Annotated in this window: 12 protein-coding genes; 7 read left to right on the top strand and 5 right to left on the bottom strand. The window is 69.6% G+C overall.

What is annotated here, in order from left to right:
* Window positions 1-639: glycoside hydrolase family 11 protein (locus tag VN779_RS16540; RefSeq protein ID WP_325724235.1), on the top strand; the 639-nt coding region annotated here is incomplete at its 5' end.
* 124 nt (window positions 640-763) lie between these two features.
* Here VN779_RS16540 and VN779_RS16535 read toward each other — a convergent pair.
* Window positions 764-1,897, bottom strand: coding sequence for an ROK family transcriptional regulator (locus tag VN779_RS16535; RefSeq protein ID WP_325724233.1), 1,134 nt, complete (start codon window positions 1,895-1,897; stop codon window positions 764-766).
* A 170-nt stretch (window positions 1,898-2,067) separates the two neighbouring features.
* Between VN779_RS16535 and VN779_RS16530 the strand changes: the two genes are divergently transcribed.
* Window positions 2,068-3,531: a ricin-type beta-trefoil lectin domain protein gene (locus VN779_RS16530; protein WP_325724231.1), complete on the top strand. Its 1,464-nt coding sequence runs from the start codon at window positions 2,068-2,070 to the stop codon at window positions 3,529-3,531.
* Window positions 3,532-3,598: 67 nt separating this feature from the next.
* Here VN779_RS16530 and VN779_RS16525 read toward each other — a convergent pair whose 3' ends face one another.
* Window positions 3,599-5,119: a PLP-dependent aminotransferase family protein gene (locus VN779_RS16525; protein ID WP_325724229.1), complete on the bottom strand. Its 1,521-nt coding sequence runs from the start codon at window positions 5,117-5,119 to the stop codon at window positions 3,599-3,601.
* A gap of 104 nt (window positions 5,120-5,223) precedes the next feature.
* Here VN779_RS16525 and VN779_RS16520 point away from each other — a divergent pair, with 104 nt between their 5' ends.
* Window positions 5,224-6,132, top strand: coding sequence for a DMT family transporter (locus VN779_RS16520; RefSeq protein ID WP_325724227.1), 909 nt, complete (start codon window positions 5,224-5,226; stop codon window positions 6,130-6,132).
* Between the two features lie 35 nt (window positions 6,133-6,167).
* Here VN779_RS16520 and VN779_RS16515 read toward each other — a convergent pair whose 3' ends face one another.
* Together VN779_RS16515 and VN779_RS16510 are read right to left on the bottom strand one after the other, a co-directional pair.
* A complete protein-coding gene (locus VN779_RS16515; protein ID WP_325724225.1) occupies window positions 6,168-7,031 on the bottom strand; it encodes an SAM-dependent methyltransferase in 864 nt (287 codons plus the stop codon).
* 104 nt (window positions 7,032-7,135) lie between these two features.
* Window positions 7,136-7,531: a MarR family winged helix-turn-helix transcriptional regulator gene (locus VN779_RS16510; protein ID WP_325724223.1), complete on the bottom strand. Its 396-nt coding sequence runs from the start codon at window positions 7,529-7,531 to the stop codon at window positions 7,136-7,138.
* Between the two features lie 205 nt (window positions 7,532-7,736).
* Here VN779_RS16510 and VN779_RS16505 point away from each other — a divergent pair, with 205 nt between their 5' ends.
* Window positions 7,737-9,203 (top strand): MFS transporter, encoded by a 1,467-nt coding sequence (locus tag VN779_RS16505; protein WP_325724221.1) that lies wholly within the window; start codon window positions 7,737-7,739, stop codon window positions 9,201-9,203.
* Between the two features lie 39 nt (window positions 9,204-9,242).
* Here the strand turns inward: VN779_RS16505 and VN779_RS16500 are convergent, their stop codons facing one another.
* The gene (locus VN779_RS16500) at window positions 9,243-9,878 is read right to left on the bottom strand and encodes a TetR/AcrR family transcriptional regulator (RefSeq protein ID WP_325724219.1); all 636 of its coding nucleotides are present in this window, start codon (window positions 9,876-9,878) and stop codon (window positions 9,243-9,245) included.
* A gap of 155 nt (window positions 9,879-10,033) precedes the next feature.
* Between VN779_RS16500 and VN779_RS16495 the strand changes: the two genes are divergently transcribed.
* The 3 genes from VN779_RS16495 to VN779_RS16485 form a co-directional block, all read left to right on the top strand.
* Window positions 10,034-10,537: a nitroreductase/quinone reductase family protein gene (locus VN779_RS16495; protein WP_325724217.1), complete on the top strand. Its 504-nt coding sequence runs from the start codon at window positions 10,034-10,036 to the stop codon at window positions 10,535-10,537.
* 112 nt (window positions 10,538-10,649) lie between these two features.
* Complete coding sequence (locus VN779_RS16490) at window positions 10,650-11,381, top strand: WXG100 family type VII secretion target (RefSeq protein WP_325724215.1); 732 nt, start codon at window positions 10,650-10,652, stop codon at window positions 11,379-11,381.
* A gap of 66 nt (window positions 11,382-11,447) precedes the next feature.
* Window positions 11,448-15,126 (top strand): DUF6531 domain-containing protein (locus tag VN779_RS16485; protein ID WP_325724213.1); only part of this gene is annotated, 3,679 nt, incomplete at its 3' end.

Below are 15,126 nucleotides of genomic sequence, written 5' to 3'. Positions count from 1 at the left end.
GACGGCGGCACGTACAACATCTACGAGCACCAGCAGGTCAACCAGCCCTGCATCCAGGGCAACAACTGCACCTTCGAGCAGTACCTGGCCATCCGCACCTCGCCGACCAGCAGCGGCACCATCACCACGCAGAACTTCTTCAACGCCTGGGCCAGCCACGGCATGAACCTGGGCTCGCTGAACTACCAGATCCTGGCGACCGAGACCTGGGGCGGTGGCAGCGGCAATGACAGCGTCACCGTGAGCCACGGCAGCAGCCCGCCGCCGTCGAGCCCTCCGCCGAGCAGCACGCCCTCGGCGAGTAGCTCGCCCAGCACCAGCCCGCCCCCGAGCGGCAGCGGTTGCACCGCCACCTACTCGGTGACCAACAGCTGGCCGGGCGGCTTCCAGGCCAACGTGGTCGTGGCCAACAACGGCTCATCCTCGCTCAACGGCTGGACCGTGCACTTCACCCTGCCGAGCGGCCAGACCATCAGCAGTCTGTGGAACGGGGTGAACAGCGGATCCAGCGGAGCGGTCTCGGTGAAGAACGCCGCCTATAACGGTTCCCTAGGCGGCGGTGCTTCAACCTCGTTCGGGTTTACCGCGACCGGCAGCAATGCATCTCCGGCAAGCGGTGTGAGTTGTACCAGTCCGTAGCACCGTATAAGTGAACGTAGAAACACTGCGCCGGGCCGGTCCGAGACACCTCGGGCCGGCTCGTCCGGCAGTGTCGGCGGGCGATCCCCGCGTCAGCCGCGTCACCTGCGCTACCCGCGGTGCGTCAGCCCTTCTGGCGCGGGGCGGCGAGAGGGGCGCCGAGGACGATGCGTGCGGCGCTGGCCGCGATCAGTTCCTCATCCCAGTCGCGCACGTCGATGCGCGTCTCCCGCCCAGCGGGCAGCAGATGCATGGCGAGGGAGCGATGGAAGGGCTCGCTCAGGTGCCGCCACAGGGCGGTGATCTCACCCATCACGACAACAGTCTGCGGGCCGAGCAGGTTGACCGCGCCGGCCAGCGCCCGCCCGAGCAGCACGCCCGCCTGATCCAGGAGATCCACCGCTCCCCGGTCGCCGCGGGACGCGGCCGCGTCAAGGTCATCGAGGTCTGATTCAGCGCTCAGGATGCCGGCTGCGCGCGCGTCACGCAGCAACGACTCCGTGCTGACCTGCGTCTCGAGGCAGCCCCGATTGCCGCAGACGCACCGCGGTCCATCCGGCAGGATCGGCAGATGGCCGAACTCCCCGGCGGCTCCGGCGGCCCCTCGGTAGGGCGCACCGTCGAGCACCATGCCGAGCCCGATACCTTGCCCGATCGCGACGAGCAGGAAGTCCGCGTCGTCGGCGCCCGGTCCATAAAGGCGCTCGGCCGCGGTGACCGCGCTGATGTCGTTGTCGACGAACACCGGCACGCCGAGCGCCGTGCGCAACCGGGCGGCCAGCGGCATGCCGGTCCAGCCCAGGCGCACCGACATGCGCAAGGTCCCGGTTTCCGGCTCGACGATGCCCGGCACCGCGACCCCGACCCCGGAAAGCGGCAGCCGCCGCCGCTCGGCCTCGTCCACCTCTCTGCGAATCAGGGTCGTGAGTGTGTCGACCGCGTCCGGATCGGCCGGATCGAAGCTGCGGCGGAAGCTGTGCACGACCTGCGCGTCCAGCCTGGCGATCACGCCGCTGACATGCTCGCCGGCCACCTGGATGCCGATCGCGTGCGCGGAGGCGGGCACCAGCGCCAGCGGAATCGAGGGGCGCCCGGTGGTCGAGGGCCTGGGCTCCTCCTCCACGAGCAGCCCCTCGGCGAGCAGCCTGCGCGTGCTCGCGGTGATGGTGGCCGGGCTGAGCTCAAGCCGTTCGGCGATCTGCGCGCGGCTGAGCGGCCCGCAGCGCGCGAGCAGCGCGAGCACCGCGGTCCGGGTCATGTCTCCGGAGACTGAGCCCGCACCCCAACGCATATCAACCGACGCTTTCTAAGAGTCGAGCTCTGCGATCAGCCTACCAGCGCCCCCGTGCCGACCCCTTGACACCAGCACCGTACGGCCATAGCTTCCAACGAGTTAATTTACCCCCGAATTAACCCAGGAGTAACCCGATGCGTAGTGTCCTCAATCGGCGCAGGCGCACTGCGCTCATCGTCTCGCTTGGCCTGGTGGCCGCCGCGACGACCTCAAGCGCATTCGCGGCACTGGCCACCGACGACCCGGCCGCTTCCTCCGCCGCCGCCGCGGCGCCGAGCAGCTTCCACGGCGTGAACTGGGCCGATCCGCGAGACAACTACGCCAGTGACGCGGTCGTGCCCAGCGGGCTCGCGGTCACCGACGACTACCACACCGTCTACCGGATCTCCGACAAGATGGTGGACGGCTTCCGCAAGAACCTCGGCGCGAACACCGTGCGGCTGCCGATCAACCCGGCCAGCGTGGGCACCACCTGGTGGAAGTCCTACCGCGCCGCGATCGACGCCGCGACTGCCGAGGGCGACAAGGTCATCCTCAGCTACTGGGAGTCGCCCACCGCCAAGGACGGCAAGATCGACGACGTGGCCGCCTGGAATCAGATGTGGGACACCGTCACGGCCGCCTACCGCAACAATCCGCGGGTGTACTTCGAGCCGATGAACGAGCCGTTCGGCTACACCCTGAGCCAGTGGCTGCAGGTTTGCACTGACTGGCTCTCCCGGCATGGCAACGTGCCGCGCGACCGCGTCGTCATCAGCGGCACCGGCTACAACGACAACGTCACCGGCGTCGGCGCCAGCCCGGCGCTGAACGGCACGCTGCTCTCCCTGCACTTCTACGGCTTCTGGGGCACCTACACCACCGAAGCCGACTGGATCAACAACCTGCTTCCGCGCATCGGCGGGTACGCGTACCGCACGATCATCGACGAGGCCGGCTCGCCGATGACGGTCGGCCTGAACTACGGCAACCACAACGGGAACGTGTTTACGTCCTACTTCGCCGCAGTGACCGATATCGCCCGCGGCATGGGTATGGGCATGGTCTACTGGCCCGGACTGCGTTTCGGCGACGCCTACTCGATTGAGAGCGTTGACGCGAAGGGCAAGCTGCAGAACAACAGCGCCACCGGAGTCGCCCAGCTGAAGTGGGGCTACGGCTTCGGCACCGTCCCGCCGGTCAACAACCAGCCGCCGGCTCCTCCCGGCACCTCGATCACCGGCGCCGCCTCCGGCCGCTGCGTCGACGTCCCGGGTTGGTCCACGACCAGCGGCACGCAGCTCGACCTTTGGGACTGCAACAACGGCGGCAACCAGCAGTGGAACTACACCACGACGCACCTGCTGACCGTGTACAGCAACAAGTGCATGCAGGCCGGTACCGGAACCGCGACGGTCGCCTCGGGCACCGCGGTCGTCATCGAGGACTGCACCGGTCTGCCGGCCCAGCAGTGGACCGTCAATGCCAGCGGGACCATCACCAACGCCGGCGGCACCAACCTCTGCCTTGACACGGTCGCCGGGGCGGGCGCGGACGGCACGCTGCTCGACGTGGCGACTTGCTCCGGCGCAGCAAGCCAGAACTGGAAAGTGGGCTAGGCAAGGCTAGAGCGCCCCGTCCGGCGCGGCCGTTGGGCGTCCGATCATCGAGCCCTGCGAATCTGGCTCAGCCGACCAGCTGTCCCAGGACGCTGCCGATGATCGCGATGCCTTCGGCCGCGCCGCCCGGCGTGCAGGCGGCGTAGCCGAGAACCAGGCCGGGCTTGTTCGGCTGCTGGTAATGCCAGGACAGCGGCTGCGCTTTGACCCCGCGCGCCAGCGCCGCGGCGGCCAGCCGCGTATCCGAGACCGGTTCGTCGAACGTGATCATCAGATGCAGCCCGGCTGCGGCGCCGTGCACCCGAGCGCGTGGAAGGTGCGCGCGGATCGCGGCGATCATCGCGTCGCGGCGCTGCCGGTGGCGTCTTCGCAGCATCCGCAGATGCCGCTCCATCTCGCCCGACTCCATCAGCTGGGCGAGCACGAGCTGCGGCAGCACCGCGTTGCCGAGATCGGCGTAGCGCTTGGCGACGATCGCCGCGTCCCGGTAGCGCGGCGGCACGAGCAGCCAGCCGACGCGCAGCGCGGGCGCGAGGATCTTGGAGACGCTTCCGGTGTAGAACACGCTCTGCGGCATCAGCGAGTGCAGCGCGGGCACCGGCGGCCGGTCGTAGCGGTGTTCGGCGTCGTAATCGTCTTCGAGGACGAGTCCGCCTTCCGCGGCCCACTGCATAAGCTCCCTGCGCCGGTTGCCGTCGAGGACCACGCCGGTCGGGAACTGGTGCGCCGGAGTGAGCGCCACCGCGCGGGCGCCGATTGAGCGCAGCACGTCCACGCGCAGGCCCGCGCCGTCGACGGGGATCGGGGGCGTCGCCAGGCGCCGGCTGCGCAGGTGCTGCCGGACGCCGAGCGAACCGGGGTCCTCGAGGGCGATCTCGCCGATCCCCTCGTTCGCCAGGACCTCGGCGACCAGGCCGAGCGCCTGCGAGACTCCGGCGACCACGATCACCTCGCCGGGATCGGCGCGCACCCCCCGGTAGCGCGCGAGCCAGTCGACCACGGCGCGGCGGAACGCGGGCGCGCCGCGCGGGTCGCCGTAGCCGAAGTCGGCGGGGGAGAGGTGCGCGAGCACCTGGCGTTCGGCGCGAAGCCACGCGGCCCGCGGGAACGCGGTCAGGTCGGGAACGCCCGGCGTGAAGTCGATCCGCGCCGGGTTCGCGCGTAAGGCGTCGAATACGTCCGCTGCCGGAGCGGAATCGAAGACGCAGGGGGCTTGCGGGACCGGGCCGCTCCTGGCCGGCCGCGGCCGGACGCCTTCCTCGGGGCCGTGCGCAGCCGGCCGGTCCGCCGCGATCGGCGCGGCCACCACGACCGTCCCGGCCCGTCCGCGCCCGACCGCGTGTCCGTCCTCGATCAGCCGCTGATACGCCTCGGTGACCACGCCACGGGAGACCCGCAGCTCCTCAGCCAGCACCCGGCTCGCCGGCAGCCTGCCGCCCACCGGCAGCCGGCCGTCCGCGATCGCCTGGCGCAGCTGCCCGGCCAGCCAGTCCGACAGGCCGCCTCGGGGAGCGTCTCGCAGGTCCAGCAGGAGGAAATCGGCTCCGGTTTTGGACTGGTAGTTCGGCTCGGCTTTGGATCTACTCACCGGACCATTGTGGCGGCAAGGTGGGCTTTGTGACAGAGACGATTCCAGCGACGCCCACGCCAATGCCCACGTCGACGCTCCCATCAGCGCCGACGCTGGCCGTAATGACCGGCCAGAACGCGGTCGCGGTCGCAGCGGCCCGCCGCCCCACCCTGCGCCACGTGGCCACCGGCGTCCTGGGGATGTGCCTGGTCGGCGGAAGCGTCGGAGTGTCTCGTGAGCTGATCGCGGCGCCTTTGGCCACCGCGCAGGCGATCAGATACGCGGCCGCGGCGCTGGTCCTGTTCGCGCTCGCCAAGATCGGCCGGGTGCCGATCGTCCGGCCGCGCGGGCGCGAATGGCTTTGGCTGACGGGTATCGCAGCGCTCGGACTCGTACTGTTCAACGTGGCGGTCGTGCGCGGCGTCGCACACGCCGAACCAGCCGTCATCGCGGTCGCGGTCGCCTGCGTGCCGGTGGTGCTCGGAGTCATCGGTCCACTGCTCGAAGGCAGAGCGCCGCAGCGTCGCGTCGTGCTCGCCGCCGTGGTCGTCACCGCGGGCGGCGCGCTGGTCGAGGGCGCCGGCCGCGCCGACGCGATCGGAATCGGCTGGGCCGCGGTCGCCCTGGTCTGCGAGGCGGCGTTCACCCTGCTCGCGGTGCCGGTGCTCGGAAGGCACGGCGCCTGGGGCGTCTCGTTGCACTCCGTGTGGATCGGAGCCCTGATGTTCGCGCTGCTGGCTCTGGCGGGCGAGGGCCCGCGGGCGGCGGGCCGGCTTTCCGGCGCCGAGTGGGCCGCGATGGCCTATCTTGCGATCATGGTGACCGCGGTCGCCTTCCTGCTCTGGTATTCCACGGTCGCGGCCTTGGGCTCTGGACCGGTCGGACTGCTGACCGGCGCGGCCCCGATCTCGGCCGCCTGCACCGGCATGGCGATCGGAGGCCGCGTGCCGGGCCCGCTGGTCTGGCTCGGCACGCTCGTCGTCATCTCAGGGCTCGCCGTCGGGCTGGTGCACCGCGAGCGGCGCGGGTGACCGTCGCCGGCTCCCGGCGACGACCCCGCGTCGGCTCAGCCGGCCTTCCGGCCGACGGCTCCATACGACCACACGCTCGCGGCCTCCGGCGGCACCCCGTCTTCGGGCTGCCAGTACGGCACCTGCACGATGCCGGGCTCCAGTAGTTGCGTCCCATCGAAGAACGCTGCGAACTGGGTGCGGGTGCGCGGCACGAAGCGCGCGCCGGCCTGCGTGTAGGCGCGCACCCCCTCCTGCGCGGACGCGGCATCGAAGTCGCCGGTGGCGTGGGACATCGCCAGATAGCTGCCGGGCGGCATCGCGTCCATCAGGTAGCTGACCACGCCGTACGGGTTCTCGTTGTCGCGCACGAAGTGCAGCACCGCCACCAGCAGGACCGCGATCGGTTCGGTGAAGTCCAGCACGTCCGTGACGCGCGGATTGGTGAGGATCGCCTGCGGATCGCGCAGATCGCCGCGGATCACGGTGGTGCGGGCCCGATCCGCTTTGGCCAGCAGCGCCTCCGCGTGGGCCAGCACGATCGGGTCGTTGTCCACATAGACGACCCGTGCGTCCGGCGCCACCAGATGCGCGACCTCGCCGGTGTTGCCGGGGCCGGGAATCCCGGTGCCGATGTCGAGGAACTGGCGCACGCCGAGCCCGGCGAGATGGCGCACCACGCGGCCGAGGAAGGATCGGTTCGCGCGCGCGGCCATGCGCGTCTGCGGCATGATCGCCATGACTTCTTCGGCGGCGTCCCGGTCGACTTGGTAGTTGTCCTTGCCGCCGAGGTAATAGTCGTACATGCGGGCCGGGTGCGCGGTCGCGGTGTCGATCTGCTCCGGCGCCCATCCGGGTTCGAGTAGTCCCTCGCCCAGAATCGGGGGATCGTCCGTTATCGGCGGATCGCCTTCCGGCATGGTCGCCTCCGCGCCAAGAGCTTGCCGCTGTTTTCGGACCCGATGGTATCTGAGTCTTAAGACATCCGATGCGCGGATACCCGCGAATCGCCTCGTCGCAGGAGTCAGCCTGCTGTCACGCTCAGTTCGCGCAGGATCGCCCGCTGTGTCGGGCGTGCTTCCAGATAGCGCTCGGCACCTGCCGCGGTGATCCGGGTGTAGGCGGAGCGGCGGTCTTCGGAGCAGGTGGTGCGCTCGACCAAGCCGGCCTGCTCAAGCCGGGTGATGAGGCGGGAGAAAGCGCTCTGACTCAAATGCACCCGCTCGCCCAGTTCGCTCATCCGCAGCTGCGGAAACTGCGGGCCGGGCGCGTAAAGCTGCTGGAGCACCTCGAAGTCGCTCACGGTCAGGCCATGCTCGGCGGTCAGCCGCCGATCGAGCGCGCAGGTCATCCGGTGGTAGCGGCCCATCAGGTCGTGCCACTCGGAAGCCAGTGCGTCATCGTCGTTCGGCCGGTTCACGTCGCGAGTGTACCGCCGAGGCGCCGTTAGATGCAACCACATCTTATGCATGTGCACAGCATGCTTGCGCATTTGATGCATGTGCATAAAGATAGGCCCCATGACGCTGCCCGATACACGAGTCCAACCAACCGTTCCCGCTCCGCACGCGGCCACATCACGTTCGTCCGCGCCGCTGAACGAAGGCGCGCCGCGTTCAGCACCCATGACACGCCTGCCGGCGCGACCACCCTCCGCCGCAACCGGCCCCGGCTGGTCGCCAGCGACCTGGCTGCTGCTCGTCGTGCTGTGCGGCGCTCTCTTCCTCGACGCCCTCGACCTGTCAATGGTCGGCGTCGCGCTGCCCTCCATCGGCTCCAGCCTGCACCTCGAAGCCGGTTCGCTGCAGTGGATCGTGTCCGGCTACATCCTCGGCTACGGCGGCCTGATGCTGCTCGGCGGGCGGGCCAGCGACCTGCTTGGCCGGCGGCGGGTATTCCTCACCGCGGTCGCCGTCTTCGGCGCGGCCTCGGTCGTCAGCGCCCTGCTGAGCAACGATCTGGCACTGATCGCGCTGCGCTTCGTCAAGGGCGCCTCGGCCGCGTTCACCGTCCCGGCCGGGCTTTCGATCATCACCACCACCTTCGCCGAGGGCCCGGCGCGCAACCGGGCGCTGAGCATCTACACCGTCTGCGGCGCCAGCGGCTTCTCGCTCGGCCTGGTGATCGGCGGACTGCTGACCGAGGTCGGCTGGCGGGTCACCTTCCTGGTGCCCGGTCCGGTCGCGATCGCGCTGGTGCTGGTCGGCCTGCGGGTGATCCCGCGCGGCGCGACCGAGCGGGTGCGGCTGAACCACTTCGATCTGCCCGGCGCGCTGACCAGCACCGCCGCGCTGCTGATCCTGGTCTACGCGGTGGTCGACGCGCCGAATCGCGGCTGGGGCAGCCCGGCCACCATCGGCCTGCTCGCGCTGAGCGTGGCGCTGGCCGGCGCCTTCGTCGCGATCGAACGGCGCCACCCGCGGCCGCTGGTACGGCTCGGCATCCTGCGCTCACGCACGCTGGTGCACGCCAACCTCGCCGCGATGGCGATGTTCGGCGGCTACTCGGCCTTCCAGTTCGTGGTGACGCTCTACGTGCAGAACTCGCTCGGCTGGTCGCCGCTGAGCATGGCGCTGGGGTTCCTGCCGGCCGGACTGCTGGTCGCGCTCAGCTCGACCCGCATGGGCGTCGTGCTCGGCCGGGTGAATACGGCGTGGCTGATCTTCTTCGGCCTGCTCGCGCTGATGAGCGCGTACGCGTGGTTCCTGCGCACCCAGCCGTCGATGGGCTACGCAGACTTCATGCTGCCGACGATGCTGTTGCTCGGCGTCGGATTCGCGCTCACCTTCCCGGCGGTGAACGCGCAGGCCACCCAGGGTGTCGCAGACCACGAACAAGGCCTGGCCTCCGGGCTGCTCAACACCAGCGTGCAGATCGGCGGCGCGATCGTGCTGGCCGTGGTCAGCGCGGTGCTCAGCAGCTCGGGCCCGGCGAACGTGCACCACAAGCTGCTGCCCGGAATGACCACCGCGATCACCATCGTGGTCGGCATCTCCCTGGTCGCGCTGGTGCTGACCGCCGCATTCCTCGTGCAGGACCGGCGCCGCAGGCTCGCGGACGTTGCGGCGCCCGCCTTGCTGCCGGTGGACTGAATCAGCAGACCAACTCAATAGCCTGACGCTGACGTTCTGTCAGTCCCCGTCGACCTGCTCGCCGCGCAGCCCGCGCAGCAGCAGGTCGACGGTTTCCGTGGGTTCGGCGAGCCAGCGTTGCGCGCCTTCGGCGCCGAGCAGCAGGTGATAAGCCCGCTGATACGCCGCGCCGACCAACAGCATCGCGGCCGCGCGCAGATCGGCGTCCTGGGGCAGTTCGCCGGTCTGCTGCCTGGCGGCCAGGAACGCGGCGGTGCCCTGGATCGCCTTGTGCGGCCCGATGTCGTGCTCGCGGCTGCGCTCCCGGAACGCCTCGCGCACCTCGCTGTCCGCCTGCACGGCGGCGATGATCGGGGCCGTGCGCCGGAAGAAGCCTTCCAGCCCGTTGAACAACTCCAGCAGATCCGCGCGTAGTTCACCGTGCCGCAGCCGGTCCCCGAAGAACAGCTCGATCACCAGCGGCAGGTGCTCGCCGACCACCGCGAGCATCAGGCCGGCCCGGTCGCCGAAATGATAGAAGACGCTCGCCTCAGCCACTGCGGCGCGCTGCGCGACAGCCCGCGTGGTCAGCCGCGCGGCACCCGCCTCGGCGAGTACCGCCTGCGCCGCCTCGAGTAGCGCCTCGCGCACACCGGTAGCCGGACGCCCGACCTTTCCGGTGCGGCGCTCAGGCATCGGACCTCCTCGGGCTCCGGCCGTGCATGCGGTCGCTCTGCTTCCTGGCAATCACCTGTGGATCACAACCAAAGCGTTGCATGCGCCATCGGTGCGGTCTAGCGTAACTTACTGAGCAGACACTCAGTAATGGACCCTACGGCGAGGAGCTGACCATGTCGTCCGAATCCACCCCGGCCGCCGCCTATGGCACGCCCACCACCAGCGGCCCGCAGCCGATCGCCTCGTATCAGGGTGCTCTCAACGGGTTCATCAAGGGCCTGTTGCGTGTTCCGCTGATTTCGCGCGCGGTCGGCGGCAAGCTGCTGACCTTCACCGTCGTCGGCCGCAAGTCCGGCAAGACTTACGTCATCCCGGTCGCCTATACAAAGCACGAGGGCCAGATCCTCGTTGGCACCCGCGTGTGGCCGTGGGTGAAGAACCTGCGCTCTGGGGAGCCCGTCACCGTGCGGATCAAAGGCCGCCAGCGGCTCGCCGATTGGGAGCTGTTCACCGACGAGCAGACCGTCATCGAGCTCTACGGCATCGTCGCGAGCGACAACCACGCCAACGCCAAGTTCGCCGGCATCGGCTTCGCGCCCGATGGCTCACCCAACCCGGCCGACTTGCACCAGGCCTGGGCGAAAGGCTGCGCCGTGATCCGTCTCACGCTGCGCTGAGGCACACCGCCGCATCGCAGCACCCTCGCTTCGGGTAGCCTGCCACGGATCGAACGGGCACCGGCGCGGGCCGCCGGAGCCATCGGACAGGCGAAGGCGGGGGAGGCGGGCAATGGCCATCGAACTGCCCACCGAGGTCGAACAGTTCCTCCAGTTCATCGGGATCAACTTCCCGATGGTCAACGAGGACGCGGTGCGCTCGATGGCGCAGCATGTGCGCGAGTTCTCGCAGAACGTCGCGGACACGCACCAGCAGGCCACCGACACGATCGGCCGGATGAGCGAGGGGTATCAGGGCGCTTCCTACGACGCCCTGGTGCAGAAATGGGCCGACAAGTCCGACTCGCACATGACCGAGCTGCACGACGCCTGCGAGGTGGTCGCCACCGCGCTGGAGGTCGGGGCGGACTACATCGTCGCGCAGAAGGTCGCCGCGATCGCCGAACTGGTGGCGATGGCCGTCGCCTTCGTCGCCGACCAGGCCGCCGCGGTGGCCACCTTCGGGCTGGCCGAGGCGGCGCTCGCGGCCATCGAAGAGGGTGCGGAAAAGCTGTGCGAGTTCCTTGAGCAGCAGCTCACCCAGTACATCATCGGCGAGATTCTGGAGGCCGCGATCAAGCCGCTCAGCGGTGTGATCGAGAAGGCCCTGAGCGGCTTTGTGTTCCAGGCGGTCGAGGGCGCGCTCGGGGGTTCGGGCGGCGGGGGAGCGGTGGGCGAATCCTTCAAGGTCGACAGCGCGGCCCTACAGCCGCACCTGGCCCAGATGCAGGCGCACGGGGAAACGATGATCGGCCACGCCCAGACTCTGACCTCGAACATCTCCTCCCTGAACTTCGAGCGCTGATCCGGCGCTGCTTCCGAATCAGCACGAGCGAACCACCGAACCAGCGACCTAGGCGGGGACCGCACCGTGGGCAATCAGATCGTCAAGGCTGTAGAGGACGGCGCCGAGGAAATCGGCCAGTCGCTGGGCCGCAAGTTCCCGGCCATGTGGAAGCAGGCTGCCGAGGACGTCGAGTCCGGCATGCGCAAGAACATGACCGCGCACCTGGAGAACGACGCGCAGCAGGCCGCGAAGTTCGTGGAGAAGGATGCCACCGCGGCGGTGGAGAAGGAGGCCGGCAACCTTGAGCGCAAGGCCGCGGGTTCCGCCGCTGGGGACGCCGAACACGGTCTGACCGGCGCGGGTGAGGGTGACGCGGTCGGCGGAAAGGGCGTCGGCGGCTGCGGAAAGACCGGCGAGCCGGTCGACGTGGTCGGCGGGCAGATGGTCACCGCGCGCGTGGATGTTCAGCTGCCGGCCGTGCTGCCGCTGGTACTGCGCCGCGCCTACGCATCCGGATACCGGCACGGAGGGCTGTTCGGCACTGGGTTCTCCTCGACGCTCGATATCAGAGTGCAGACGGAGGCGGACGAGATCGTGTTCGCCGACGATGACGCCAGGATGTTGACTTTTCCCGTGCCGACCCGGCCCGGCGAGCGCGTCAGGTCAAGCGCCGGCCCGCGCCTCGAACTGAGCTGGGACCGGGAAACCGACCTGATCCGGGTCCTGGACCGCGACCGCCGCTGCACGTACGAATTCGCCCCGGCCGAGGAGCGCGACGCGCGAATACGTCCCCTGACATCGATCCGTGACCGCTGCGGGAACTGGATCACCATCCAGCGCGACGGCGGGCTGCCGGTCGAGATCCGGCATGCAGGCGGCTATCGCGTTGCCGTGGACAGCGCCTATACCCAGGCGGGCTTCCGCGTTGAGGCACTTCGGCTGCTCGACGGGGCCAACGGCGGTGAGGGCACACGGCTCCTGGCCTATCAGTACGATCCGCGTGGCCGGCTGATCGCGGTGGCCGATTCCTCCGGCCTGCCGTTCTGCTACGACTGGGACGCCGGGGACCGGATCACGGCCTGGACCGACCGCTGCGGTTATCAGTTCCGGTATTTCTACGACGCGGCCGGCCGCGTCGAGCGCACCGAGGGCGACGGCGGATTCCTCTCCGGCCGCTTCGAATACGACCCGGCGAACCGCGTCACGAAGTACACCGACAGCCTCGGCCAGCGCACCGAACACCACTACGACTCACGCGGCAATGTCGTACGGCTCGTGGACCAGGTCGGTAGCGTGACAGCTACCGAATATGACCGTCACGGCCAGGTCATCGCCGTCACCGATCCGCTCGGCGGTAGGACCCGGTTCACGCTCGACGAGCACGGCAACACGGTCAGCACCGAACGACCGGACGGGACCGTCGCAACCGTCGAATACGACGAGCACGACGAACCGGTGCGCATCGTCGGCCCGGACGGCGCGGTGTGGCAGTACTCGTATGACGAGAGCGGCAACCTTGCCGAGCTGACCGACCCGCTCGGCGCGATCACCCGCTACAGCTATGCCGAACGCGGCCGCGCGACAGGTTTCATTGACGCGCTCGGGCACGAGAACACGATCGAGACCGACGCCGCGGGCCTTCCCCTGTCGCACACCGATCCGCTCGGCTCCACGTGGCGGGTCACCCGCGACGCACGCCGCCGGATCGTCACCACGACCGATCCGCTTGGCGCGTCGACCACCTCCGTCTGGAGCGACGAGGATCTGCTGGTTTCGCGAACGCTGCCCGACGGTGCCACGGCCGCCTGGGAATACAACGAGAACGGCGCGCTGACTAAGCACACTGACCCTGCCGGCGGCGTGACCCTGTTCAAGCGTGGCCCGTTCCAGCGGATCACCGCTCGCACAAACCCGGACGGCGCGCGCTACACCTTCGCCCACGACACCGAACTGCGGCTGCTCGCGGTCACCAACCCGCAGGACGCGATATGGACGTACTTCTACGACGCCGCCGGGCACCTGACCGGCGAGACCGACTTCAACGGCCGCGAGCTGCGCTATGAACACGACGCGGCAGGAGACGTGGTGCGTCGCGTCAACGGAGCAGGTCAGACCATTGATATGCTGCGCGATCCGCTCGGCCGGATCCTTGAGCGCCGCACCGATTCCGGCGACGTGACAGTCTACGAATACGATTCGGCGGGAGAGCTCAAGCGTGCCCACAACGCCGAGGGAGAGCTGCTCTTCACGAGGGACCAACTCGGCCGGATAACGGCGGAAAGCTTCGCCGGACGCACACTGACTTCGACCTATGACGCTCTCGGCCGCCGCCTGACCTTCGCGACCGCGTCCGGCCGCGCAACCGCCTGGGAGTGGGATGCGGCCGGACGCCCGGTGTCGCTGAGCACCGAAGCAGCGTGGCTCAGCTTCGGTCACGACGCCGCAGGCCGCGAGTCGCATCGCTGGCTCGGCGCCGATGTCGCGCTGACCAGCGAGTGGGATGGACTGGGCCGGCTCACGACGCGCCGCCTCGTCGGGGTCGAGGGGCCAGCGGACTCGCGCACCTCTCGTGTCCTGCACGAGCGCGGCTGGACCTACCGCCCGGACGGCGCGCCGACCGCGGCGACAGACAGCATGCTCGGCGCTCGCGGCTTCGCCCTCGACGCGCTCGGCCGAGTCACCGCCGTCACCGCCGAGAACTGGACCGAGACCTACGCCTACGATCACGCGGGCAACCTCACCCATGCCGCAGACTCGCGCACCCCCGACGCACCGACCGCGGGCGAGCGCGAGGTAACCGGCACCCTGCTGCGTTCGGCCGGCCGCACGAGGTACGAGTACGACGCCCAGGGGCGGGTGATTAGAACCCTGCGACGCACATTGTCCGGCGGCCGCAAGGAATGGGCCTTCGAGTACGACGCGCACGACCGGCTCATCCGGGCGGTCACGCCTGACGGCGACACCTGGCGATACGGCTACGACCCGCTCGGCCGCCGCGTGAGCAAGCGACGGCTCGGCGCGGACGGTGCGCCGGTGGAGGAATACCGCTTTTCTTGGGACGGCGTCGTGCTCGCCGAACAGGACCACTTCCGCGCGGACACCGCACAGGTCGCCGTGACGAGCTGGGACTACGAGCCCGGCAGCTGGACCCCGGTGGCCCAGGATCGGCGCGGCTTCTACGCCCAGGCGCCGCAGGAGGCGGTGGACCGGCAGTTCCACGCGATCGTCACCGATCTGGTCGGGACGCCCACCGAGCTGGTCACGCCGGACGGCGAGATCGCATGGCGACGCAGCGCCGACCTGTGGGGCAACCTCGTCGCGGCGCAGGTCACCGGCGCCGCCGCTGGCGCGGCCGATCAGGCAATCGACTGCCCGCTGCGCTTCCCCGGCCAGTATCACGACTCCGAGACCGGCCTGGACTACAACTACTTCCGCTACTACGACCCGGCGACCGGGCGCTACACCGGACCCGACGTACTTGGCCTAAGTCCTGCGCTCAACCACCACGCGTACACCGACAATCCGGTGATCGGCATGGACGCGCTCGGCCTCGCGGACCACATCACCGACGCGGGCCGCAACGTGCTGCGCCAGGCTGCGGCACGTCACGGTGGCATCGAGTTGCCGGACAGCCCGCACGGCCGGGGCAACTTCATGTTCCCCAATCGCAGGTCGGCGCGCGCCGCAGCCTCCGAGATCGCCGGCGACCTAAGCTCGAACCCGAGCACTTTCCGGGCGAGCGACTATCGCGGCGCGCCGCGCG

Origin of the sequence: Actinocrinis sp. (assembly GCF_035605935.1) — a bacterium.
Taxonomy (GTDB): Bacteria; Actinomycetota; Actinomycetes; order Streptomycetales; family Catenulisporaceae; genus Actinocrinis.
Note: the sequence above shows the minus strand (reverse complement) of the source record. Positions and strands in the feature narration are given on the sequence as shown.

What these genes read in the sequence shown, in the direction of transcription:
- VN779_RS16505 (WP_325724221.1), top strand. Translation starts at nt 7,737, where the DNA reads ATGACACGCCTGCCGGCGCGACCACCCTCCGCCGCAACCGGCCCCGGC.
- VN779_RS16530 (WP_325724231.1), top strand. Translation starts at nt 2,068, where the DNA reads ATGCGTAGTGTCCTCAATCGGCGCAGGCGCACTGCGCTCATCGTCTCG.
- VN779_RS16495 (WP_325724217.1), top strand. Translation starts at nt 10,034, where the DNA reads ATGTCGTCCGAATCCACCCCGGCCGCCGCCTATGGCACGCCCACCACC.
- VN779_RS16535 (WP_325724233.1), bottom strand. Translation starts at nt 1,897, where the DNA reads ATGACCCGGACCGCGGTGCTCGCGCTGCTCGCGCGCTGCGGGCCGCTC.
- VN779_RS16490 (WP_325724215.1), top strand. Translation starts at nt 10,650, where the DNA reads ATGGCCATCGAACTGCCCACCGAGGTCGAACAGTTCCTCCAGTTCATC.
- VN779_RS16520 (WP_325724227.1), top strand. Translation starts at nt 5,224, where the DNA reads ATGACCGGCCAGAACGCGGTCGCGGTCGCAGCGGCCCGCCGCCCCACC.
- VN779_RS16515 (WP_325724225.1), bottom strand. Translation starts at nt 7,031, where the DNA reads ATGCCGGAAGGCGATCCGCCGATAACGGACGATCCCCCGATTCTGGGC.
- VN779_RS16500 (WP_325724219.1), bottom strand. Translation starts at nt 9,878, where the DNA reads ATGCCTGAGCGCCGCACCGGAAAGGTCGGGCGTCCGGCTACCGGTGTG.